Genomic DNA, 23,571 nt, shown 5'->3' on the forward strand with positions numbered 1-23,571 from the left:
GCCTGTTACTGCGGCGTCCCTTTCACGATGTCCAGACCGTTGATTTCCAGAAGTCCCCGGGTCTTGGCGTCCAGTGCGTCGTAGCTGGGCAGCTCGCCCTCCACGCACTCGTCCAGCCAGTCCATCTCCATCAGCTCCTTGGGCGTATAGATGCCGGAAGCCGCATGGTGGAGGACATGGCTCTGGCTGTAGCTCTCGGTGGGGAAGACCTGAAGCTCTCCCTCGCAGAGCTGACGCTCGGCCATCCTGAGCAGCTGCACCGTGCCGCTGCCCAGCCGGATGGGGTACTCCACCCGCTCGGCCCCGCTCTTGAGGCCCCACCAGTAGTTGATGGCCCTGCCGCCGGGGGCACTGTCCCACGTCCCGGCAAACACCGACCGGACGATCTCGGTGAAAAAGACATCCCACCGCCACTCCGGCAGGCCCAGCGGCTGCAATACGCCGTCGGGCAGGCGGCGGCAGAGTCCGTAATCCCGGTATGTCCCTTCCGGCTCCCGGAAGTCCTGACTGTAGAAGACCTCAATGTCCTTCCGGTCGGAGAAGTCCTGCGGATGGCTCTCATCCGACAGACAGGCCCACCGCAGCACCACCCGGCTCTCGGGCCGGACAGCCCGCACGCCCTGTGCAAAGGCGTTGATGGCCGCCGGTACGCCGTACACCGGGTTCGCGGCCACATAGCCCACCCGGTCGCTGCGGGAAACGATGCCCGCCAGCATCCCCAGCAGATACGTCACCTCGTAGGTGCGGGGGTAGTAGGTGCGCACCAGCGGATGGGGTGCGTTGAGGGAGCAGTTGAGGAAGCGGGTCTTGGGGTGCTGGGCCGCCACCTTCAGACAGGCGGTGTGCATCCGGGAGCTGGTGGTAAAGACGATGTCCGCATGGTCGTGGGCCACCTCTTCCAGCACCTGCTCGGCATCCACCTCGGGGTTGATGTTCTCCCGGCAGCTGACGAAGAGCTTGTCGGGGAACGCCTTCACCAGCGCAGCGCGGCCCTTGTCCTGTCCGCGCACCCACGCGCTGGTCTGGGCATTGTGCTCATGGAGGAAGACCACCCGCAGTTCGCTGGGCCGGGAGCTGAAGATGTTCAGCTTGCTCAGCAGCGGCTCTGCGCTGCGCTTCGGCTCCAGCAGCAGCTCCACGGCGTGGGGTTCGGCAAGGATCTTCACCTCATCCCAGAGCCGGGCCAGATTCTCCCGCACCTTCGTGGGGGTGGACTGGCAGGCGTCGGCATAGCGGTACACCGACAGATACACCAGCAGAGCATCTCCCGGCGTCAGCCCCAGCGAGCCGCCGCCCAGCGCATAGAACTGCTGGCTGAACATGGTGTAGAGGGCCGAGAAATTCAGCCGGTCGTCCTCCGTCCACGCCTCACCCGTGGCCTTGCAGGCCAGCGTCTGCAATTTCGCATAGCCGCCCAGCCGGGAGAAGCTGACGTTGTTGATGCGGGAGAGCTTATAGAAATCGAGGAACTCATAGTAGAGCTTGTTTTCCAGCGTGTCGTTTCTGGCCGGGATGAGCCGGGTGACGGTGCCGGGGATCTTGACGGCCTCATAATACTTGAGGACAGAGACCCGCTTGTTGCCCTCTTGTACATAGAATCGGTTCATGTACTCGAAGGCAATGATGGGGGTATGGATGCCCTCTTCCAGATGGGCTTCACAGAGGTTCGACCACTTGACGGCAAACTCGGTGTCGTCCTCGAGGAGGGGCATAAAGTTGGAGGCAAATGCGGTGTGGCGTCCGGCGGTCTTGGTGCCCACGATGCTCTCGGCCGGGATGTCCACCAGCCCCAGAGGCTCCTGCGCCACGATGTCTGCGTCGGCAATGATCTCGTCCAGCACCGCGAGATAGGGCGACTGGCCCCGGGCCACACTGGCCCGGTAGGCACGCTGGCCTGCACGCAGGGCGCTGCGGTAATCTTCCATCATAGATAAAACTCCTTCTGCTTTTTCAGCAAATGAAGAGGGATAGCTTCACAGGATTAGTATAGCATGAAAATCAAAAATATGGGAGACTTTCTCGCCGCAAGGTGTTGCTTTCCCGCAAATTTTAAGGTACGATAAAGGAAACATCCATTTTTTGCGAGGTAATCTATGCTTTGTGACACTCTCCCCCGGCTGGAAGCCGGCGAATACCCCGGCGGCATCTGGTACTACGAGCCGCACACCTACCAGCCCTACCGCTATGTGCTGGGCCGGGTGGGCCGCCGCCCGCTGGTCTGCATCGGCATCAACCCCAGCACCGCCCAGCCCGGCGCGCTGGACCCCACCCTGAAGAGCGTGGAGCGTCTGGCCAGTGCCAACGGCTTCGACAGCTGGATCATGTTCAACGTCTACCCCCAGCGGGCCACGAACCCCAACGATATGGACAAGACCCCCGACCGTGCCCTCTGCGACGAGAACCTCCGCTGGCTGCGGGCCGTGCTGGCCCAGACCGAGCCCACCATGTGGGCTGCATGGGGCACCCTCATCGAAAAGCGGGCCTATCTGCCCGGCCTGATGCGGGAGATGGTGGCCCTGACACGGGAGCGCGACATCCCGTGGGTGACCTTCGGCCCCCGCAGCAAGAAGGGCCACCCCCATCACCCCCTCTACCTGCGCAAGGACTCCACGCCTGAGCCTTTTGATGTGGAAAACTACCTCAACACCTGCTTTGACTGATCTTCTCAGGGAGGAAGCACCATGACACCGGAACGATACAAGAAGCTGACCGACTGGCTCGAGGGGCATCCCGCCCTCCGGGAGGGCATCATCCTGCTCAACCGCTGGCTCCCCCTCGTGCCCTTCGTCTGCTATCCGGCGCTCCTTCTGCTGCTCAACCTCCGGTGGTTTGCGATGCTCCGTGTCGGGCGGGGCGGCGGCGCTCTTGATTTTATGCAGGTCATCGCCCGGGCCATCCTTGTGCCGGGGCTGGCATTCTGGATGGGCACCCTCCTGCGGGCCAGACTCAACTTTCCCCGCCCTTATGAGCAGCCGGGCTTTGTCCCCCTCGTCCCGAAGAGCACCCGCGGCAATTCCTGCCCCTCCCGCCACGCTCTGAGCGCCGCCGTCCTTGGGATGGTGTGGCTCTACTTCTACCCCGCCGTCGGCGTCGGGATGCTGGCTATCGCCGCCCTCATCTGTCTGCTGCGGGTGCTGTCCGGGGTGCATTTCATCCGGGATGTGCTGGTCGGCACAGCCTTCGGGCTGGCCTTCGGCTTCGCAGGGATGTGGCTGCTGTGAGGCAGTTTTTGAAGAAAGTGCAAAAAAGTTTTGATTTTCCCTTGACAGAACCCTGGGGCTATGGTATTATACTTCTCGCAGCGTGCTTCGACTCACAGCTGCGAACCATATCGGAACCCAATGGGATAACAACGTGCGCCCGTAGCTCAGGTGGATAGAGCAACTGCCTTCTAAGCAGTGGGCCGGGGGTTCGAGTCCCTTCGGGCGCATTGATGTGGTGCCCATAGCGTAGTCGGTTAACGCGCCAGATTGTGGATCTGGAGACCGTGGGTTCGAGTCCCACTGGGCACCCCACTAAAAAGTCCGCTGCAATGCAGCGGACTTTTTCTTTTAGGTGCCCAGTGGGACTCGAACCAACCTGTAGGAATGTCTACCGTGGTAACTCCGTGGAGCGTCCCGTGCAGCGGATGCCGGGTGCCGCAACTCGTAGGCCGCTTCCCTCCTCCACTTTATAAACAGCTCCAAAACAACTCAAACCAGACCAAGGCCGCAGCCCAGAACACCCTTCCGTGTTCCGTGCTGCGGCCTTTTTCCGTTTTCTCAGCTTCCCAGCTGCTTCAGGATATTCTGGATCTCTTCGTTGGAGTAGCCCTCCTTCAGCAGCTCGCTCCGGATGGCCGTATCGCTCCTGCCCTGACGGTAGAGGCGTGCGGCGCTGTAGGGCACGACCGTACCGCCCAAAGTCAGCACCGGCTCCCCACCCGAGACGCCCGCACTCTTTGCCCCGGCGTTTGCCGCGGCCTGCTGGGCGCTCTGGGCCGCCTTGGACTGCTTGAGCGCCCACTCGCCCTTGGCGATGTTCAGCTTCTCGTTGGTGACATTGTTGTTGAACTCCTGCTGACGCAGGGTGTCCTGATACTGCCGCTCGGCCAGCTCGTTCTTGTACTTCTGCTGGGCCAGACTGTCCTGCCGCTGGTTCTCCTGCATCTGCTGGCTCCACGCAGCATCAGCACGCTCGGCCTCATAGGCGCGGTCCTTGGCGTACATATTGTAGCCGGTATTCGCCAGACTGCCCACCAGCGAGCCGATGCCGGTGGTGCCGGTGATGGCCAGCTGCACCGCGTCGCCGATGACGCCCAGAACACTCAGCACATTGCTGAATGCCTGCTGACGTTTGGCACGCGCCTGCTGTTCCTGCGCGGAGTAATAGCCGTAGAGGGTGTCCAGCCGACCCAGATAGTCCTGATAGCGGCCATAGTCCTGCTCATAGGCGGCGTTGTAGGCGCTGCCCTTCCGGTCGAGCTGACTATAGTAGTCCGACAGCTCCGCATTATACCGCGCCTGTGCGTTCTGTTCCTGCGCATTGAGCTGGTCGATGCGGGTCACGACATCGTCGCCCTCGCTGTTGTAGGTATCCAGCGCCAGCCGGTAGAGGGAGGGCAAAGCGTCGTTCAGGGCACCCATCTGCTGCTGATACGCCTGCTGCGCCGCGCTGACCGCATAGCTCGAACCGTAGCCGCCGGTCAGGGCCGCTGCCTGTGCGGCGGCATCTGCGCTGGCATTGCGGGCGTTCTGGGTGTACTGCCGGGCATACTGGCGGTAGAGCGGGTCCTGTGCGTAGCTGTACTGGAAGCTGTCCCGCCCCAGCAGCTGACCGATGAGGTCTTCGATCCGGCCCTGATAGGCGCTCTCGTACTGGCCCGGACGGTTCTGCTGCCAGTTCTTCAGGTCGGCCGCCGCGTCGGTCACACTCTGGCTGGGGCTGTACTCCGCCTTTGCCAGCGCATTCTCCACCTCCCTGCGGCTGCTCAGGCCTGCCGTGCTGTAGGAAGACCGGGCCGCAGGCTGGGCGCTCAGCTCCTCCAAAAGCTGCTGTTCTTTCTTCTTCTCGGTACTCATAGCTTCTCCTTTCTCACTGGATGCTGTTCAGCCGGGTGCGCAGCGATTCCGACATATTTTCCACGTCCAGATTGCAGAGCACATATTGCAGCTGCTCCTGCATCTGGTATAAGTAGTTGCGGATGGCACGGGCATCCTCCGCGTCCATGTTCTCGCTCAGATGGGGCAGGCCGATCTTCGAAAGCCCTGTGACACTTGCCATATCAGTTCACCTCCTGTGCCAGAATGCCGCCTCTCGCGGCGGCGCTCGTCCGGGTCAGGCTGCGCAGGGTGATCTGCCCCCGGCCCTTCAGCCGCAGCCGCAGGCTCCCGCACCGCCGGGGCACGAAGGGGATGTCGAAGCAGCGCCGCCCGTCGGCCGTCCTCTGGGCCAGTGTCTCCCACGCCCCGCCGTCATAGCTCACCGCCAGCTCGAAGCGGCTCTTCGCCTCGGCCTCGAGCCGGAGGGTCAGCCGGGAAAGATACTGTTCTTCCGGGCGGTCCAGCCCGATGTCCCCGCTGACCAGCTCGAACCGCACCTCCTCTTCGAGGCCGTCGGCCCGCTGCCAGTTCTCCTCCCGCTCCGCATCCGCCGCCCAGACCGCCTTGCCATCCCAGAGGTAGAGCTGTCCGCCGCTGCCGGTCATCTCGTAGGAGCAGACGTCCTCCTCCTGCCACAAGCCCCGCTCGGTGTCGTAGACCAGCAGCCGGACGGTCTGGGCTTCGCCGCTGCCCCGCACGAGATGCAGGTAATACCGCCCGTCCAGCGCACCGCCCAGAGCTGACTTCACGTTCCGCAGCCGGGCCGGGTCGAGGGCCGTCGAGACCTTGGTGGGGATGCTTCCATCCCATGCCATCACGCCGTCGGGCGAGAGATAGTAGAGCGTCTCGTTGATGACGCAGAGGCTCCGGGCCGCGCCCTTTGCCACGCCCCGGCAGCGCAGACTGCTCAGCTGGAAATCCGAGGGCTTGGAGCCATAGAGCTTGTGGAGAGTATTCTCCTTGAAGAAAAGTGCATATCCCATGCAGGTGGCCGCGCCAGTGAACGCCCCGTCGCTGCCCACGGTCACAGCATAGCTGTCGGCGGCGATGCCCCGGTAGGAGAACCAGTTGGACGGGTCGCCCAGCTTGCAGGCGTAGATGACGTTCTCCTTGCTGGAACAGCCCCATATCCGGTTGTCGCACTCGGTCAGATAGTCCATGTCCGGCACCCGGCGCTCCAGCCTCACCGTCTCCGCCGAGACGAACTCCCGTCTGACGCTGCCGTCTAGACTCACCCACCGCACCGCTGCGCCGGTGCGGGTCAGACGGCCATAGAACCACTCGCCGCCGGGGTCGGCCCTGACCCGCAGGGCGTCCTCTCTGGCGTCGCAGACGATGCGGTCGCCGTCCAGCCCGCTCCACTGCCCGGCCTGCTCTGCACCCGAGCCGCTGAGGGCCACGGTGTCCTCGGCCCGGAAATTTGCGCCGACGCCCTTGGCCGAAATGCGGCAGCAGTCCAGCACCACCGCCGACCAGTTGCCCGACGCCTCGCTGTACACCTCCAGCGTGCTCTCGCTGCTCCATGGCTTCTCCGGGTCCTCCACCCGGAGGAAGAGCTGCCCATCCTTCGGATCTTCCGGCTCCGAAGGGCCGCTTCCGCTCACCTCGTAGACCCTGCCTTCGGCGTCGCAGGGTGCAAACTCCACGCTGGCGTTCGCCCCCGACCACACCGCCCCCAGTGCGCTCACCTCCCGGCTGACGGTGTCGAAGGCCAGCTTGTCCGGGAAGATCAGAATTTTTGTCCCGATGCCCACCAGCGTCTTTTTTCCGTCCTCCACCGCGTTCTCTAGGGTCACTTCCAGCTCGTCGGGGTCGTCCGGGGTGTAGACGAGTCTGGTGCCGCAGACCATCAGCAGGCCGTTCAGGTGATACATCCCGTTCAGCTCTGCCGTCTCCCGCAGCTTCCGGCGGGGCAGACGGGTGCTCAGGGCCGGGAAGTTCCGGGCCGAAAAGTTGATGCCCGCGCTGTACTCCGCCTCGGTGCAGCTGTACGTCTCGTTCAGCCCGCCGAACACCCGCAGCATATTCCGGGTGTTCTTCAGGCCGTTCCGGTTCGCAAGGATCATCTGTCAGCCCTCCTTCACCAGCGCCACCTACTGCCCCGTACGGGCCGGTAGTTCCGCCGCAGCCACCCGGCCAGCTCGGCCAGAATGCTGTTGTATTGAGCCTGCTCCCCGGCGTAGCGGTCGTTCTCTCCCAGCGCGGCGTCGGTCATGGCGCACAGGTAGTGGGGGTACAAGCTGTCGAAGGGCGGCGGCACCAGCAGCACATCGTCGTCCCGCAGGCCGTCGTCCCATGCGAGATCCGCCCCCACGCCCTCCCGGCTGTCGGCACCGCTGGGGCGGAAGAACCGCTCCCGCAGCATCCCGTCCACCTCGCACAGCCACCGCTGCCGGGTCCGGGCCGCGACACGGCTGCCCGGGCGCAGCTCCTCAGCCCGCTCCATCGCTTCTCCTACCGTCATAAAAAGCCTCCTTTCGCTTTTTCCAAAAAAGCCCGGCAGCGGCGGCCTTTCTCTGCCGTTTCTGCCGGGCCGCGTTTCTCTTACTGGGCCGCAGTCTCTGCTGCAGCGATGCGGGCGGCGGTGTACTCATCCTGCTGCTGGCTGTGCTCCAGCACCTCAGCCACCTCAGGCGGCACCTCCACCTCCACGCCCCGGCGGATCTTGTAGTTCACGCCGTTGACGCTGACGAACAGGTCGCCCTTGTAGCGGCTGTTGTCCTTGAACAGCCGGATGCGGACATTCTTCTTTTCTTCCATGGCTTTCTCCTTCCCACGGGCCTGCTCTTGTAAGCGAGGCCCGCCCTTTCTGTTTTTTACCGGACCTTTCTCGTCCAGCGCAGAGCTGTCACCGCAGGTGACTGAGAGGGCTTAATTCGCCGCCGCAGTACCCGAGTAACTGGACACGCTCTCAATACGCACCATATACTGTTCCACCAGACGTTCCGCCGCACGCATCCCCTTCCAGCCCACGGAAGCGCGCTGGTTCAGCGGGTCGTCGCCGTAGCCCAGCTGCTTGACGATGTGCTCCAGACCGCCGCCTTCCAGCTCGGTGACGCCGTAGGCGTGGGCACCCAGCACCAGAGTGCCGAACACGGCCAGACCCGTCGGGCAGGTGCCGTCCTTCCAGATCTTCGCCTCGCTGGTCTCGATAAAGCGGATGTTGCCCAGCTTGCCGATCTCGCCGCGGTACATGGTCTCGGGGTCGGCGTACTTGTGGGCCTCGATGAACTCCTTGCAGGTCTTGAGGTCGTAGGCCGCATAGGGGTGGATGATGGCGATGTAGCTGTCGCCGATGGGGTCAGCATTCATCGCGCCCAGCTGCGCCGCCGCCTGAAAGAACAGCTTCGGGGTCAGGGTGCAGCTCTTATCCAGCGCTTTGCGGCTGGTGACAGCCGTCTCGGTGCCATCCTCCCCCAGCTTCGGCGCATAGATGACATTGGTGCCGCCGGCCAGCACATCGCGGGTGATGCTGTCCATGGTGCGGCCGGCCTGACTGGCCAGCACACGGGTCGCCTGCACCACATTGTTGTCGATGGCGGTCATCTGCAAAACATCGGTCAGCGGGGTCCAGCCGCCATACTGGTGGAGGTCGCTGGTGATGGTGGTGACATTCAGGGCCTGACCGTTGGGGGTCACGCCCTCGGTCAACGGGGTGTCGGCCTTGGGCAGGCTGTCGTACTTGCGGAACTCGATGGTCTTGCCACCGTTCTGGGGCACGGGGTAGTAGTCCGCGAACTGATCGTGCACCAGACGCGGCTCGGCCTGATCGATGAGGCGCTTTTCGTAGAAGGTCTTCATTTCCTTGGTCATGGTGCCGGTGGTGTTCTGCAGGCTTGCAGAAGCGTCGGCAAAGAGCTGGAGATCCATCTTCATATTGTCGTTTTTCATGTCATTTGTCCTTTCTTTTCCTTGCTTTTTGACCCCTCCTGCATCGGAGAGGTTTTCTTCAGAAACTGATCTTTACCCCGTGCATCGCACGGCGTTCCAGCGCCTCGCGCTGGGCGCGGGTCATGTTGGCCACATCGGCGCGGGTGACGGCTGCGCCGCTGGGGCTGGTGCCGTTCTCCGCCGGGCGGGCCGAGCGCTGGCGGATGCGCTCCACGACGCCCTGCTCCACAGTCCGGGCAGTCTGCTGCAGCGCATCACTGTAATGGGCCAGACGGTAGGCATCCCCCATCCGCATCCCGGGCAGTTCCATCAGACGGCGCATTTCGGGGTTCGCAAGCTCCTGCCGGAGCGAGAAGCCCGGGACGTCCCGGCGGATCATCGCTTCCTCTGCGGCCCAGCGGGCGTGGAGGGCACGGACGGTGTTTTCTCCCGCCTGCAGGCCCGGGACAGGCGGGAGCGGCGCAGGACGTTCCTGCGGTGCAGGCGGCTCTTCCGGCTTTTCCGGTGCAGTCTGCGCCGGCACCTCCGGAGTCTCCCCGCTGCCCTCGTCGGCCCTCATGGTGCCGGAGGCAATGGCCTGCTGGGCCTGTGCGTGGCTGAGGGCGGGGGCGGAAGTGCCTTCACCGCCATCTGCAAACATCTGCAAGTCCACCATCGCCTGTTCGCCCCGGCCGCTCAGGTCGGCAAAGCGGACATGGTCCGGGTAGCGCTCTGCCAGCAGGGCAAAGCCTGCCTTGGCGAACTCGAAGGCCCCCTCCACCCACGGCTTCTGGGGCGCAGCCGCCGTCACCGCCAGACGCGGGCCGTCCGGCTCGTCCCATGCGCCGCTCTTTGTCCCCTCCTCGCCCGCCAGCAGGGCGCAGAGGGTCTGCATCAGGGTGCTTGCTCCTGCACACACGATGTCCTGCCCAGCGGGGGCATAGCCCGCGTGGCCCGAGGCCTCCAACCGGCAGGTGGGGCCTGCCGGGCCGTCCAGCTCGGTATAGTTCACTTTTATCATCTCATTTCTCCTTTCTGCGTCTTCATCGCCCTCGCCATCGCCGCCGTGCTCAGTTCCTCCGCCGGGCCGCTCAGCTTGGGCGGGGCAGGCTGTTCCTGCGCTTCCAGCAGGCCCGTCAGCCGGGCCATCTGAGCCTGCATCTGTGCCAGCTGCCGGGCAAGGGTGCCGTTCTGCCGCACCCGCTGGCGCACCTTCTCAATGCCCTCGAAGTCCATCATTTCCAGTGCCGCCAGCGCCGCATCGGCGTTGGCCGGGGCAAAAAAGCCCAGCTGATAGCACTCCTTGGCCGTCTCATTCTGGGAAAGACGGCTGAAGGTAGACTTCTTCTCCGCGCTCACCACGATGTCGAACACCGGCTCACGGCTGCCCAGCTCCACACCGCCCACGACCTTCGCCGGCCGGGCGCGGAGCACCTCGCCCGAAAACCGGACAAACTCGCTCTCGCCGCCCTTTCCCGTGATGCGGAAGATGCGCTCCTCGTCGTAGAACTGCCGCATCAGCTCGATGATGAGGTAGCACTCCTTGGCAAATGCCCGGTACGCGCTCTTGAGCATATCCCGGCTGAGCTTGCTGCCCGCCTCCTGCAAAGCAGCGATGGCCGAAGCCGCCGTGACGCCTCCGGCAGTGCCGCCCTGCGTCATGTCGCGGTTGCCGCTGATCTCCTTCAGCTCCTCGATGCGGCTGTTGCGGTAGCTCAGGCTGTTGCCCTGCAGTCCCGCCGTCTGCATCGGCCGGAAGCTGTCGTCGTTCAGCCGCCCCGCCACATGGATGATGTCTCGGGACAGGTCGGTCAGCTCCTCCTCGTTGACCCCTGCTGTGTCGCTCAGGACATACCGCTGCCGGGCCGAGAGCAGGACGTTCTCGTCCATGGCGTGGTTCATCCGGTCGATGGCGGTCTGGCATTCCTTCATCACGTCGATGTACCCGAAACCAGCCGGGCTGTCCTCCTCCATGAACAGCGGGTCGAACACAAAAGGATACCTGCCGTGGTCGTAGAATCCCCGTTCGGCCAGTGCCGTGTCGTTCTCGCTGGCGTAGAGCACCACGCCGTTGCAGAACTTGCAGTAGTGCAGCACGCTCCGGCCCTCCGGCGAGAGCTTTTTGTAGTACCAGTCCACCACGACGCTCTTGCTGCTGGTGTCGAGGCCGCCGTCGTGGATGTAGCGGGGCACATCGAGGACGCTGGCGGTGTGCCCTGCCAGTTGAGGCCAGCGCTCTTCCAGCTGGTTCGAGTCCGCCAGACTCAGCGAAAAGAAATGGGGCGACGCCTGAATGTCGTCCACGCCCGGCTCCCAGTAGAGCATCAGCAGGTTCATGGGCCGGATGCTGATCTCGCCCACGCCGCCCCGCTGCTCCGGGTCCCAGAACACCCCCTTGACGCCGGTGCCCTGCTTGAGCTTGCGCCACCATGTGTCGCTGTACACCTGCTCGTAGTCAGCCTGTTCCAGCACTACGGGCAAAACGCTGGAAAGCGCCTGTGCCGCAGCCTCATCGTCCTCGGCCCGGGGCAGGACGTTGGGGCTGGGGTAGTTGTCCATCGCGTCGGCGTGCTTGTTGGCGATGGAGTTGAACAGCCACCCGCTGGACGGCTGGGGCTTGCCCTCCATCATGGGGTTCTGGTAGTTCTTCCAGTGCCCCATCCGGAACCACAGCTCGTTATCCACCAAGCGCTTGTCCAGCGCCGCCTTGCCTGCCTTGTACCGCTGCAAGATCTGTGCCGCCTCGCCCACCTCCTCCGGCCCGATGGGCGGCTTTTCTCTCATCTCGTCCAATGTAACTCCTTTCTGCCCTCTGTCGCAGGGCACTTCCGTTTCTACCGCTGGCGGGCTTTGCTCGTCCAGCTCAGACCTGCCCGGCCTGCCAACGCCTCTCCCTTTCACACCCTCAGAAATCTCGCCCTCCCATGCAGCTCCAGCGGGTCATCCCGCACCGTCGGCTCGGCGATCTGCCGGGGCGGCGAGATGGGGTTCTCCATCAGCACATAGCGGCACTCGTCGTAGATATGATCCTCCTGCCGGGTGTCGATGTCCTCCACATTGCTCTCGTCGTACACAAGGTTCGGGATGGTGCGGATGAAGTGTTTGCAGGTATGGAACACCTGCAGCATCGGCCTGCCCTCCTCGTCGAAATGCAGCCGGTAGTGGAACTGCATCTTGCCCGCCAGACGGGTGTGGTCGCCGGGCCTCCAATGCAGGAAATTCGGGCTTTTCTCCTGCATATCCGCGACGCTCTCGCCCCGGCTCTGGTCAAAGATGGCCGGGTCGGCGATGCCTGTGATCACCCGCCCCCGGAGCATCGGGTCGTTCTGCTCGGCCTCCCGGATGCGCCGGGCCTGTTCCACCGGGTCGAGGTGCGTTCCCTCGTCGGGTCGGCCCGTGCAGCCGTAAAGCTCCTTGATGCGGTAGAGCCGCCCCTCCTCGTCCGCCGCGTACCACCCCACCGAGAACGGCTTCGAATAGCCGAAGTCATACCCCCGGTAGATTTTCCAGTGCTTCGGGATGGCAAAGGGCGCGATGACATGGGTCCAGCGCTGGTCCTCGTAATGCTTCGGGTCGTTCCGCCACTCGGTGAACACCTGCCCGGAAAAGCTGTCCCAGCTGCCATAGAGCAGCGCCTGCTTTTCCGCCTCCGGCATGACTGCGAGGCTGGCCAGATAGCCCGGGTCGTTCTTCAGCAGGGCGGGGTTGTCAAAGACGCTGGACGGGATGAACACCCTCGCCCGCCGGAGCATCTTTTCCGTACCGTCCGGCATCTGCACCGTGCACTCCTCCTCAATGGGGGTTCCGGGCGGGGCAGGAGTGATGAACCTTGCCTTGACCCAGCCGTGGCCCACCCCGCCGGGGTTGGTGGTGGCCCGCAGGTACACCCGTGTGCCGGGGCCGGTGGGACGGTTGCGGCTCATCATATAGCTGTACTCCTCCCACTCGAAGTGGGTCAGCTCATCGAAGCCGATGAAGTCGAAGGCCTTGCCCTGATAGTTCGTCCGGTCTTTCGTGTACTGCATCGAGCCGAAGTAGATCTTCGCCCCGCTGGGGAAGACCCACACATGACTCGTGGCGTTGTACTGCGCCTCCGGGAAAGCCCGGAGATAGTAGCGCTGGCTCTTGTCCACGAGGTCGGACAGCTGCGGGTAGGTCTTGCGGAGGATGAGCGCCCGGTAGTGGGGGATGTGCACCTGCCGCAGTGCCTCGATGACGAGGGCGTCGCTCTTTCCGCCGCCTGCCGCGCCGCCGTAAAGCGCCTCCGGCTCAGGCCGCCGCATAAATTCCAGCTGCCTCGGCTGGGGCTTCCAGACGATGTTCCGCTCCTTGTTTTCTTCCATCATGCCTCCTCCACCGGCGGCAGCAGCACCACGCCGCATTCCCGCCCTTCTTCCTCCATTTCTTGGTCGTTCAGGGTCTTCGTCACGCCTGTCAGGTCTTTCAGCACGGCGGTGGCCTCCTTGAGATCCTTCATGAGGCCGGTGTCGGTGCTTTTTTCCTTCCGGGCCGCACGCTGGCGGGCGTTCAGGCCCTTGATCTCCTGCACCAGCATGGTGCTCAGGGTGTCTGCGGCCTTCTGAAGATTTTTCATCCCATTGGACGCCTCCTGTTTTTCCTGCCCCATCCTGTGTTCTCACATCCTTTCGTTCTTTCGTTGGCAAAAGGATACCACGCTTTTTCCCTCCGCAGGAGTACATACTTTTTGATTCGTCTTTGTATCTTTCGCTGCGTTTTATCCCTATAGTAATATTTTCAGGTAAGAAAAATCCCCTGCCTGTGTTCTTTTCCACAGACAGGGGCTTTTTGCACGATTTTCTGCGCAAAGTCTCCGGGAGGCGCTCCGTTTTCTTTTACAGCGTTTCCACCCGGTCGAACAGCGCTTTCGCGGCTTCCACGGCCTCCTTGCTGCCGAACGCCACCCGAACGCCCTTCTCCATCCGGGCAGACAGGTCCGCCGCCTCAGCCTTGAGGGCGGCAGCATCCACACTGCACAGGCTCTTCCGCTCGGCGGCGTTCATCTCGTCGGTGATGCCGCAGAAATACTTGCAGTCGGTGGCCGCAGCCTCGTCCCGGGGCTTGCGCGGGGTGTCCAGCTTGGCCGCAGCGCCCACAATGAATTCGTTCATATCGTTTTCGGTGTAATCGCGCCCCGCCAGCTCTGCCGGCCCGGCGGCAAAGGCCTCGTAGCTCTCCGCCAGATGGGGGTCACGGTAGGTGTAGAGGTACTCCACATCGTCGTTCTGGGTCACCATGCCGGTGCCGTAAGCGCCGCCCACCTCCCGGATGCTGTGCCACAGATACTCGTAGCTCATCACCCGGGCCAGAACCTTCCGCTCCAAGCGCCGCTCCATCGGCCATGCCAGAACATCATAGTTCACGCCGCCGTCGATGACGAAGGCCTCGTTCACCGCCGGGGCCAGCGCTTCCCGGTAGGGCACCGCTGCGCGGCGCTCTCCGGCCGCAAAAGCACTGCCGGGCAGCAGCTTTTTCAGGGTGTCCAGTGCTGCATCGCTGCCGTGGAGGCTGACCGTCAGGGCGTTCCCGCCCAGCACCTTCTCCCGCAGCGCTTCCAGCTTCCGGCCCAGTCCGGCCCAGTCGGCTTCTTCCTGCAGCCCGCAGAGGAAGTGGTAGTAGCTCACGCCACTGCACCGCTCGTTCATGGCGGCCTCCACCGAGAAGTGGGCCGCCGCACGCATCGACGCAAAGGCATGGCCCTCCCGCAGGAATCTCTGCTCCATCATCAGCTTCTGCTGGCTGACCACCCGCTCCATCGCGGCTTCTGCCTGCGGGCCGGTGAGCTTCGTTTCATACAGCCACTCGCCGCCCAGCTCCACAGCCTTTTCGAGGCTGCGTTCCAGCAGACTCATCCCGGCCACCAGCTTTGCATGGACCGGTCGGCCCGGCTGGCGGCCGGTCCAGCCGTCCACCCATGCGCCGCTGCGGCCCAGCCATGTGTTCCGCAGGGTGTTCAGCTCCTGTGCCGTGTGCTTCCCGGTGTCCAGCTCGTCCACCACATCGGTCAGCAGGTTCAGATAGGGCATCTCCTCCGGCGCTGCATTGCCGATGTCGTAGTAGAAGTTCAGGTAGGTGCTGCCCGCCGAAGGGTGATGCAGCAGCTCGGCCCCGGCCAGCATCCCGCCCCGGCCCGGGGTCAGCTTCTTGCCCTCGCCGAGGTCGGCAGCGGTCAACGGATGGTCCAGCACCAGCTTGCCGTCGGTGCGGGCGGCCCGGCCCTCTTCCTCCTTCTTGGGCAGGGCGGGCACTTGGATGACCTCCACCGGCGCGGGCGCGAACAGCTCCCGCAGCAGCTCGTTGAACCACCCCTTTTCCAGCTTCTCCCGCAGCGAGGCGAACAGCCCGTTGGTATGCAGCAGCAGGGCCGGGTCGCCGGTGTGGAGCCAGCCGGTGGATGCATGGATGGCGTCCAGCACACCGTCCGGGATGCTGCCCGGGCGCTCAAGGGAAGCGAACTCGGTGGAGTTGAGGCTTGCCATCAGCAGCTCTTCGGGGATGCCCTTTTCGAGGATGCCGTCCACAGCATTCCGGACAGCGGCAGCGAATTTCCCTGCCGACGCCTCGGTGGCCCCCCGCAGTACCAGCTCCAGCGTCGGCTGCAAGGTGCTGTCGTCGAAGCCCACATCAATGTCCGCCCCCAGCTTCTCTTCCAGCAGGGCGGCTTTCAGGGGCGACTGGTTGTTGCCCAGCAGGGCGTCCAGCAGGATCTCCACACCCAGCTGGCGCTCCCGGTCCGCGAACGCGCCGGTGTACCACGCCAGCGCGCACTGTGCCTCGTCCGGCTCGGGCTTTTCGGTGTAGTAGGGGATGTGCAGCCGCACACCGGCCTGCTCGTCCTGCACCGTCAGCCGGAGGCGGCTGACACTCTTGGGCATATGGCTCAGATACTGCTCATCGAGGAAGGCCAGCTTCTCGGCCATGTCCATCTTACCGTAGAGGGTAATGCAGCAGTTGTCCGCACTGTAATGACGGCGGTAGACCCGGACATACTTCTCATAGGTCAGCGCCGGGATGGAGGCCGGGTCGCCTCCGGAGACGAAGCCGTAGGCCGTGTCCGGGAACATCGCCCGGCTCAGGGCGTTCTGCAGCTGGGCATCCGGCGTCGCCAGTGCGCCCTGCATCTCGTTGTAGACGACGCCGCTCACCGTGCCGTCCTCGTCCCGGTGCCAGCCCTCCTGCTCGAACACGCCCCGGTCCACCATCGCCAGCGGGCAGAACACCGCGTTGAGGTAGACGTCCATCAGGTTCTTGAAGTCCGTCTCGTTGGGCGTTGCGAAGGGGTAGACCGTCTTGTCCGGGAAGGTCATGGCATTCAGGAAGGAGGCCATGCTGCTCTTGAGCAGCTGCAAAAACGGCGACTTCACCGGGTATTTCTCGCTGCCCGCCAGCACCGAGTGCTCGAGGATGTGGAACACGCCGGTATCGTCGGAGGGAAAGGTGCCGAATCCGATGCCGAAGGCCTTGTTGTCGTCGTCGTTCTCCACCAGCAGGACAGCCGCCCCGCTGACGTCGTGGGTCAGCACAGTCAGCGTCCCGTGCTGTTCGGGGCACTCCTCGCGCTTGACGAGGGTATAGCCGGGATATTGTTTCATGGTCTTGCTCCTTTGCGTTTTCTGGATTTTTCTCTATTGTATCATCCTGCCCGCCAAAACACAATGAACGGTTTGTGAATCATAACTTCCCGGACGCAAAAAGGCCTCCCCTCGAAGGGGAAGCCTCTCTGCATGTATCGGGAATTATTGAAGGAATTTTCGTTGCTCTATGAGATGCAAATTTGGAAATCAAACCTTCTGAACCAGGAAGATAGCTCTGCCAATCGGACGCTTTTCGCCTTCCATACCGGGTGCCCAAATCAAATCCTCAGGCAGAGTGATGTCGTCCGTAGAGATATATGCTGCATCACCGGGCATCTTAACAACCAGCTTGCGCTGGTTGTCAGCAGCAGTACCGTTGATGAGCTGCAAAGTAACTCTGACATTGATCGAAGTATCGACCGTCTTCTTCACCTTAACGATAGCCAAAAGCGTGTTACCATTGTCAATGATCTCGACCGGAGTAGTGTCGGCCAGCTCATAGCCCTGCGGGATCTTGTCCGCAGGAATGCTCTTGGGGTCAACGACGGTAGCATCCTTCAGAACGGGATGCTCATAATCATCGCCGCCATTTCCAACGCCTGCGCCGCCATTGTCAACATCAGCAAAGATAATCTTTACCGACTTGCTCGTCGTGCCCGGCACATCCGGAACTTCCGTACCGGGGACCTTACTGCTGCTGTCGCCGCCATCACAGCCTGCCAGCACACCTGCTGCGGCAACAGCCAGAGCCGCAACACCAGCGCTCTTGAGGAAACGGCGGCGGGAAATCATATCCAGTCTCATAATTAAAACCTCCACATTGTTTTAGAGGTCTTTCCCCGCTCGCATTTTCTTCCTTCCGGGCGTAAGGCAAACCTCTGTTCTGATTCATTATACCCCCCCCCCCGATTATATTTGTCAAGAGGTTTCAGTATTTTTGTGGCGGCTTTCTGCATAAAAAATCGCCCGGCTTTTCTGCGTTTTCCACAAAATATAGCAGTTTGTGTTTTGAATGCACAAGCACCATCCGCAAGCTGCGTATCGCAGCTATGCCGTTTTGATAGGCGCTATTTTTGAAAGTCACAATAAAAAGAGAGCTGTGCAGGACAGCTCTCTCCGTTTCCGCTTTTTATGAAATTTATGCCGTTTCTCCCTGACGGCAGGACACCCGGAACAGTACGAATCCCACGACGAACAGCACGATGAGGGAGCCGACGCCCACATTGGCGCTGCCGGTCAGCTGGCTCCCCACGCTGACGATCATCGTCCCGAGGAAGGATGCCCCCTTGCCGCAGATGTCGAAAAGCCCGAAGTACTCGCCCGACTTCTCCGGCGGGATGATCTTTGCGAAGTGGGAGCGGCTGAGGGCCTGCACGCCGCCTTGGAACATCCCCACGATGACGGCCAGCACCCAGAACTGCCACTGCCGGGTCAGAAAGAACGCAAACACCGCGATGCCCGCATAGGCCGCGATACAGACCGGGATGAGCTTCGACGAGGGATACTCGTTGGACAGCCGCCCGAAGATGAGGGCCGACGGGAACGCCACGATCTGCGTCACCAGCAGCGCCAGCAGCAGTCCGGTGGTGTCCAGCCCCAGCGCCGTGCCGTAGGCCGTGGCCATGTCGATAATGGTATACACGCCGTCGATGTAGCAGAAGAACGCCAGCAGGAACCAGAACACCTGCTTGTCCTCCGGCAGATGCCGCAGGGTCTGGCCGATGCGGGCAAAGCTCTGGCGTACTGCGTGCTCTTCCACCTCCACATAGTGGATCTGTCGGTAGCTTTTCAGCAGCGGCAGGGTGGTCACGAGCCACCACACCGCCGTCAGGATAAGCGCGATGTTCAGCGCCGTCATCTGGCTGAGGCCAATGGCCCCCGCCCCCAGCACAAGGCCGAGACAGACCACGAAGGGCACGCAGCTGCCGATGTAGCCCCACGCATAGCCCCGGCTGGACACCTCATCCATCCGCTCCGGCGTGGTCACATCCCCGAGCATGGAGTCGTAGAACACCAGACTGCCCGAAAATCCCACCTTCGCAATGACGAAGATGACGAGGAAGGGCAGCCACGCCGACGCCGCGCCCATGGCGCAGCATCCCACGATGCCCACGCCGACGCAGAGCATGAAGATGGGCTTCTTGAAGCCTCTGGTGTCCGCCACCGTGCCGAGGATCGGGCTGAGGATGGCCGTGATGATGGTCACGACCGAGCTGGCATAGCCCCAGTAGGCCAGATACTCCACCGAGGTCAGGCCGCCGCTCTCTGCCAGTGCGTTGAAGAAAATGGGGATAAGGGTCGCCACCATCAGCACAAAGGCCGAGTTTCCCACGTCGTACAGGATCCAGTTCCGTTCCAGCCTCGTCAGGCGAAAATTGCCATTCTTTCCCATCCAGTGCTCCTCTCAGTCTTCCCCGAACGTGTGCTGATATTCCGGCCCCAGCGGCTTTCCTCCGGCATACTCGCCGATGAGCCGCACCGCCAGCGGCACAGCCGTCTTGTACAGCTCCTCGAGCTTCCGGCTGCTCTGGACACACTTGGGGTTGGGCTGCGGGTTCGCCACAAGGCCGTGCATAAACTCATACTTCCCGGCGGCGCGCATCCCGGCCAGCACCACCCAGCGTTTGACGGGGTTCGCCGCCTGCAGCATATGGTGCACCGAGATCATCCCCTTCATCGCCGCCAGCGTCTCGTCCACCGTGACGCCCTCATAAAAAGGCGCGACGACCTCCGCCCGCTGGCGGCTGGGCTTGATGTGGCTGGCCGTGAAGAACTTCATAGGGTCATAGCCGTCCTCCCGCAGCAAGGCGTTGTCGAACTCTGTCTCGATCTCACAGTGGCTCACGCCGCTCTCCCGGACATAGGCCTCCACATAGGGGTGACAGGTGCTGTCCAGCGCAAAATGGCAGACGAAGCCCAGCGCGTAGGCCAGCGCAGCGTCCTTATCCGCCGCGTGTTCCACCACGGCCCGGGCGCGGGTGAAAAATACCTCGCCCTTTTCCTCGTGCATGGCATTCCCCAAACGGTTCACCGGGTTCGTCTGCAATGCCTTGTAATAAAACATCAGGTCCGGCCCGTGGAGGCCCATATCGTAGAGCTCCCGGTGCTGCTCCAGCGTCTGGCGCAGCCCGTCCGGAAGCAGGGCCAGAACATCCGCGCCAAAGCGGCGGTGTGCGTAGGTAGAAGGCATGATACCGCCCCTTTTCGTTTATTTTTCGTATTCCTGCGGCAGCTCGTTCTTCAGGCCGCGCTCCATCAGGGACTTGACGGCCTCCGCCGCGCTCATCCCCTTGTTGACGATGGCGTTGACGGTCTGGACGATGGGCATTTCCACCTGATACCGCTCGGCCAGCTCCAGCGCGGCGGGCAGGGCGTTCATGCCCTCCACCACCATGCCCACTTCCTTGACGGCGTGCTCCGGGGTCTCGCCCTTACCGATAAGGATACCGGCGCGGTTGTTGCGGCTGTGCATACTGGTGGCCGTCACGATGAGGTCGCCGATGCCGGCCAGACCCGCAAAGGTGTGGATGTTGCAGCCCATCGCCACGCCCAGACGGGCGATCTCGGCGATGCCCCGGGTGATGAGGGCGGCGCGGGCGTTGTCGCCGTAGCCGAGGCCGGTGGAGATGCCGACGCCCAGCGCGATGACGTTCTTCATGGCACCGCTCAGCTCCACGCCCTTGATGTCGTCATTGGTGTAGACGCGCATGACGTTGTTGGTAAAGACCTCCTGCACGAAGGCCGCAGCCTCGGCGTCCTTGCTGGCCGACACGATGGTGGTGGGCAGGTCGATGGCCACCTCCTCTGCGTGGGTGGGGCCGGACAGGGCCACAAGGCGGACATTCTTCGGGCCGCCCTCCCGGCCCAGCTCATCGGCAAGGATCTCCGTCATGGTGTACAGCGTGTCCGGCTCGATGCCCTTTGCCACGTCCACGATGATCTGGCCGTCGGCCACATAGGGCCGGGCCTTTGCTGCCGTGGAGCGGACGAAGACCGACGGCACCGCGAACAGCAGGATGTCCTTGTCCTTGCAGACCTCCTCGATGCTCTTGGTGAACCGCAGCTCCTCCGGGATCTTCATCTGCGGCAGGTTGGGGTGGACGCGGGTCGTCGAAAGGTCATCGATCTCCTTCTCGATGGCCGACCAGACCAGCACATCGTTCCCGCTCACCGTCAGCATCCGTGCAAGGGCCATGCCCCAAGTTCCAGCGCCCAGAATACCAATACGTTTCATCACGTTTGTCCTCCGTATCCGCCGCGCTCCCATCTGCCGGGGCGTGCGGCCTGTTCTGCCCGTGCCACCGCACAGGTCTATTCGATTCTATTGTACCCGAAAGCCCCTGCCGCGTCAACTGTTCCGCCGTTGTGCACAAAGTTCATGCATCTTTTTCATTCATTTCATCCATACCATGCAATTTTTCGAAACCATTTGCGTTCCCCCGGGAATCATGCTATAGTATTCTGGTAGGATTTGTAGGATTTTCTGCTCAGACCCTTGACTGAAAGTATGGTTTAAAGGTGTATCATGAGCTTTCCTGCTGTTCCATCGGTTTATCGCATTTTTCAAAAAGTGCGATAAAAAGTCGAACTGCTCTATTTTTCATTTTGAAGAAGGACATCATCCATGCTGGAATCTTTGTTATCCAACCGCACCATCAGCGTGCTCTGGGAGGCCCTGCCCCGCATCCTGTCGGCGGGCCTCACCATGACCATCCCCCTCACCCTCGTCTCGTTCACTCTGGCGATGGTGCTGGCCGTAGCCGTGGCTCTGGTGCAGTACGCCCGGGTGCCGGTGCTGAGTCAGCTGGCCCGGTTCTACATCTGGGTCATCCGGGGCACACCGCTTCTGGTGCAGCTCTTCATCATCTTCTATGGCCTGCCCAGCGTGGGCATCATGCTGGACGCCTTTCCGGCGGCGGTCATCGCTTTCGCCTTCAACGAGGGCGCTTACTGTGCCGAGACCATGCGCGGTGCGCTGGAAAGCGTGCCGCAGGGCCAGCTGGAGGCCGGCTGCTGCGTGGGCATGAGCTGGTGGCAGATCATGCGCCGCATCGTGCTGCCGCAGGCCCTGCGCACCGCCGTGCCCGCCCTCTCCAACTCCCTCATCGGCATGATCAAGGACACCTCTCTGGCCTCCAACATCACCGTGGCGGAGCTGTTCATGGCCGGCCAGCGGGTCGCGGCCCGCACCTACATCTTCCTGCCCATCTACTGCGAGGTGGCGGTGGTGTATCTGCTGTTCTGTACCGTCATCACCAAGCTGCAGGGGCTGCTGGAGCGCCAGCTCAACGCCCACGGCTTCCAGTAAGAAAGGAGTATGGCTGTTATGGCAATGTTAGAGATCCGCGGCGTCCGCAAATCCTTCCATACATATGCAAAGCCCGGCGTCCGTCCCGGCATCTTTGGCCGTGCCCCGAAGCCGGTCAGCAGCCTTGACGTGCTGCGCGGCGTCGATCTGACGGTGGAAAAAGGCGACGTCGTCGCCATCCTCGGCCCCTCCGGCTCCGGCAAGACCACCCTGCTGCGCTGTCTCAACTTCCTCGAGACCGCCGACGCGGGCACCCTCACCTTCGACGGTGAGGCCTTCGACCTTGCCCACGCCGACCGGGCCTCCATCGCACGGCTGCGTCGGAAAACGGCCTTCGTTTTCCAGAACTATAACCTCTTCCGCAACAAGACGGCCCTCCAGAACGTCACCGAGGGCCTCATCGTTGCCCGGAAAATGCCCAAAAACGAGGCCAACGCCATCGGCATGAAGATGCTGGAAAAGGTCGGCCTCGCCGACCGGGCCGACTACTACCCCCGCCAGCTCTCGGGCGGTCAGCAGCAGCGTGTGGCCATCGCCCGTGCCCTCGCCTCCGACCCCGAGATCATCTATTTCGACGAGCCGACCAGCGCCCTCGACCCCGAGCTGACCGGCGAGGTGCTGGCTGTCATGCGGCAGCTGGCACAGGAGGGGATGACCATGCTGGTCGTCACCCATGAGATGGGCTTTGCCCGCAACGTCTCCTCCCGCACTGTCTTCATGGAGAACGGCGTCGTGGTGGAGGAAGCCCCCTCGCAGGAGTTCTTCGCCCACCCCAAAGAGGCCCGCACCCGCGAGTTCCTGCAAAAGATCTCGCATACCGAAGCCTGACGCCTCTCCCAAGCTTTTACCACAGAAAGGACTATTATTATGAAACGCAGAACCTTTATCTCCCTGATGAGTGTCATGGCTGCCGCCGGGGCCCTCTCGCTGGCTGGCTGCTCTTCCAGCAAGTCCGCTTCCTCCGCCGCTGCCAACAAGCTGGAGACCATCCAGTCCAACGGCAAGCTGGTCGTCGCGCTGGAAGGCGCATGGCAGCCCTGGAGCTTCCACGATGACAGCGACACCCTCGTCGGCTACGACGTCGAGGTCTCCCGCGCCATCGCCGAAAAGCTGGGCGTCGAGCCGGAGTATGTCGAGAGCGACTGGGACAGCCTCTTCGCCGGTCTGGACGCCGGCCGCTATGACCTCGTCTGCAACGGCGTCGAGGTCACGGAGGAGCGCGCCAAGACCTACGACTTCACCACCCCCTACGGCTACATCCACACCGCTCTCGCCGTCCGCAAGGACAACGAGGACATCAAGAGCTTTGAGGACCTCGCAGGCAAGACCACGGCTAATAGCCCTGCCTCCACCTATATGGAGCTGGCCGAGAGCTACGGCGCTACCGTGCAGGGCATCGACACGCTGGAGGAGACCATCCAGCTGCTGACTGCCGGCCGCATCGACGCCACCCTGAACGCCGACGTCTCCTTCTACGACTACCTGAATGTCCATCCGGACGCCAACTTCAAGCTGGTGGCCCAGACTGAAGAGGCCTCCCATGTCGCCATCCCCGTGCTCAAGAGTGACGACACCTCCTTCCTCGACGCCCTCAACAGCGCCATCGAAGCACTGCGTGCCGACGGCACCCTCAAGGAGCTGAGCGAAAAGTACTTCGGCGAGGACATCTCTTCCGAGAACTGATCCCGGCCCACCGGAGGCACATTACGACCTGCGCAGC

General features: G+C 62.8%; 21 protein-coding genes and 2 tRNA genes. 7 read left to right on the plus strand and 16 right to left on the minus strand.

Translation table 11 applies throughout. The features are described from left to right. Positions 1 to 5 precede the first annotated feature (5 nt). On the minus strand, positions 6 to 1,928 hold the full coding sequence (locus tag MTP38_RS10490; RefSeq protein WP_249233513.1) for a BMP family ABC transporter substrate-binding protein: 1,923 nt from the start codon (positions 1,926 to 1,928) through the stop codon (positions 6 to 8). Between the two features lie 165 nt (positions 1,929 to 2,093). Between MTP38_RS10490 and MTP38_RS10495 the strand changes: the two genes are divergently transcribed. From MTP38_RS10495 to MTP38_RS10510, 4 genes are all read left to right on the plus strand, one after another. Then, the gene (locus tag MTP38_RS10495; RefSeq protein WP_249233514.1) at positions 2,094 to 2,660 is read left to right on the plus strand and encodes a DUF1643 domain-containing protein; all 567 of its coding nucleotides are present in this window, start codon (positions 2,094 to 2,096) and stop codon (positions 2,658 to 2,660) included. A 21-nt stretch (positions 2,661 to 2,681) separates the two neighbouring features. After that, a complete protein-coding gene (locus MTP38_RS10500; protein WP_249233515.1) occupies positions 2,682 to 3,221 on the plus strand; it encodes a phosphatase PAP2 family protein in 540 nt (179 codons plus the stop codon). 135 nt (positions 3,222 to 3,356) lie between these two features. Further along, positions 3,357 to 3,430, plus strand: a tRNA-Arg gene (locus tag MTP38_RS10505). 8 nt (positions 3,431 to 3,438) lie between these two features. Continuing rightward, a tRNA-His gene (locus tag MTP38_RS10510) sits at positions 3,439 to 3,515 on the plus strand. A 246-nt stretch (positions 3,516 to 3,761) separates the two neighbouring features. Here MTP38_RS10510 and MTP38_RS10515 read toward each other — a convergent pair. The 15 genes from MTP38_RS10515 to MTP38_RS10585 form a co-directional block, all read right to left on the minus strand. Then, positions 3,762 to 5,060 carry a cell envelope biogenesis protein TolA gene (locus MTP38_RS10515; protein WP_249233516.1) on the minus strand — a complete coding sequence of 433 codons (1,299 nt, stop codon included), beginning with the start codon at positions 5,058 to 5,060 and terminating at the stop codon, positions 3,762 to 3,764. A 13-nt stretch (positions 5,061 to 5,073) separates the two neighbouring features. Beyond that, positions 5,074 to 5,262 carry a hypothetical protein gene (locus MTP38_RS10520; RefSeq protein ID WP_227620426.1) on the minus strand — a complete coding sequence of 63 codons (189 nt, stop codon included), beginning with the start codon at positions 5,260 to 5,262 and terminating at the stop codon, positions 5,074 to 5,076. A gap of 1 nt (position 5,263) precedes the next feature. Beyond that, a complete protein-coding gene (locus MTP38_RS10525; protein ID WP_249233517.1) occupies positions 5,264 to 7,147 on the minus strand; it encodes a hypothetical protein in 1,884 nt (627 codons plus the stop codon). A 14-nt stretch (positions 7,148 to 7,161) separates the two neighbouring features. Continuing rightward, complete coding sequence (locus MTP38_RS10530) at positions 7,162 to 7,545, minus strand: hypothetical protein (protein ID WP_227620430.1); 384 nt, start codon at positions 7,543 to 7,545, stop codon at positions 7,162 to 7,164. 80 nt (positions 7,546 to 7,625) lie between these two features. Then, the gene (locus MTP38_RS10535) at positions 7,626 to 7,841 is read right to left on the minus strand and encodes a hypothetical protein (RefSeq protein ID WP_227620432.1); all 216 of its coding nucleotides are present in this window, start codon (positions 7,839 to 7,841) and stop codon (positions 7,626 to 7,628) included. Between the two features lie 111 nt (positions 7,842 to 7,952). Next, positions 7,953 to 8,972 (minus strand): N4-gp56 family major capsid protein, encoded by a 1,020-nt coding sequence (locus tag MTP38_RS10540; protein WP_227620434.1) that lies wholly within the window; start codon positions 8,970 to 8,972, stop codon positions 7,953 to 7,955. Between the two features lie 58 nt (positions 8,973 to 9,030). Further along, positions 9,031 to 9,972, minus strand: coding sequence for a ribosomal-processing cysteine protease Prp (locus tag MTP38_RS10545; RefSeq protein ID WP_249233518.1), 942 nt, complete (start codon positions 9,970 to 9,972; stop codon positions 9,031 to 9,033). After that, positions 9,969 to 11,735 (minus strand): portal protein, encoded by a 1,767-nt coding sequence (locus MTP38_RS10550; protein WP_249233519.1) that lies wholly within the window; start codon positions 11,733 to 11,735, stop codon positions 9,969 to 9,971. Before MTP38_RS10550 ends, MTP38_RS10545 begins: the two co-directional genes overlap by 4 nt. Positions 11,736 to 11,848: 113 nt before the next feature. Next, on the minus strand, positions 11,849 to 13,297 hold the full coding sequence (locus MTP38_RS10555) for a phage terminase large subunit (RefSeq protein WP_442900524.1): 1,449 nt from the start codon (positions 13,295 to 13,297) through the stop codon (positions 11,849 to 11,851). Next, complete coding sequence (locus MTP38_RS10560) at positions 13,294 to 13,545, minus strand: chemotaxis protein (RefSeq protein ID WP_249233520.1); 252 nt, start codon at positions 13,543 to 13,545, stop codon at positions 13,294 to 13,296. Before MTP38_RS10560 ends, MTP38_RS10555 begins: the two co-directional genes overlap by 4 nt. A gap of 259 nt (positions 13,546 to 13,804) precedes the next feature. Next, positions 13,805 to 16,561, minus strand: a complete 2,757-nt coding sequence (locus tag MTP38_RS10565; protein WP_249233521.1) for an insulinase family protein — start codon at positions 16,559 to 16,561, stop codon at positions 13,805 to 13,807. Between the two features lie 189 nt (positions 16,562 to 16,750). Then, on the minus strand, positions 16,751 to 17,347 hold the full coding sequence (locus tag MTP38_RS10570; RefSeq protein WP_249233522.1) for a twin-arginine translocation signal domain-containing protein: 597 nt from the start codon (positions 17,345 to 17,347) through the stop codon (positions 16,751 to 16,753). Between the two features lie 334 nt (positions 17,348 to 17,681). Then, positions 17,682 to 18,935, minus strand: a complete 1,254-nt coding sequence (locus tag MTP38_RS10575) for an MFS transporter (RefSeq protein WP_249233523.1) — start codon at positions 18,933 to 18,935, stop codon at positions 17,682 to 17,684. A gap of 12 nt (positions 18,936 to 18,947) precedes the next feature. After that, the gene (locus MTP38_RS10580) at positions 18,948 to 19,733 is read right to left on the minus strand and encodes a zinc dependent phospholipase C family protein (protein WP_249233524.1); all 786 of its coding nucleotides are present in this window, start codon (positions 19,731 to 19,733) and stop codon (positions 18,948 to 18,950) included. Between the two features lie 18 nt (positions 19,734 to 19,751). Further along, entirely contained in the window at positions 19,752 to 20,777 is a 1,026-nt protein-coding gene (locus tag MTP38_RS10585; protein WP_227620449.1) for an NAD(P)H-dependent glycerol-3-phosphate dehydrogenase, read from the minus strand. A gap of 390 nt (positions 20,778 to 21,167) precedes the next feature. Between MTP38_RS10585 and MTP38_RS10590 the strand changes: the two genes are divergently transcribed. From MTP38_RS10590 to MTP38_RS10600, 3 genes are read left to right on the plus strand one after another with little or no spacing between them, the layout of a single operon-like run. Further along, on the plus strand, positions 21,168 to 21,851 hold the full coding sequence (locus tag MTP38_RS10590) for an amino acid ABC transporter permease (RefSeq protein WP_249233525.1): 684 nt from the start codon (positions 21,168 to 21,170) through the stop codon (positions 21,849 to 21,851). A gap of 18 nt (positions 21,852 to 21,869) precedes the next feature. Further along, a complete protein-coding gene (locus MTP38_RS10595; RefSeq protein ID WP_249233526.1) occupies positions 21,870 to 22,679 on the plus strand; it encodes an amino acid ABC transporter ATP-binding protein in 810 nt (269 codons plus the stop codon). Between the two features lie 39 nt (positions 22,680 to 22,718). Next, the gene (locus MTP38_RS10600) at positions 22,719 to 23,534 is read left to right on the plus strand and encodes a transporter substrate-binding domain-containing protein (protein ID WP_249233527.1); all 816 of its coding nucleotides are present in this window, start codon (positions 22,719 to 22,721) and stop codon (positions 23,532 to 23,534) included. Positions 23,535 to 23,571: the final 37 nt, after the last annotated feature.

It is taken from the genome of Faecalibacterium sp. I3-3-89 (assembly GCF_023347275.1).
Classification (GTDB): domain Bacteria; phylum Bacillota; class Clostridia; order Oscillospirales; family Ruminococcaceae; genus Faecalibacterium; species Faecalibacterium butyricigenerans.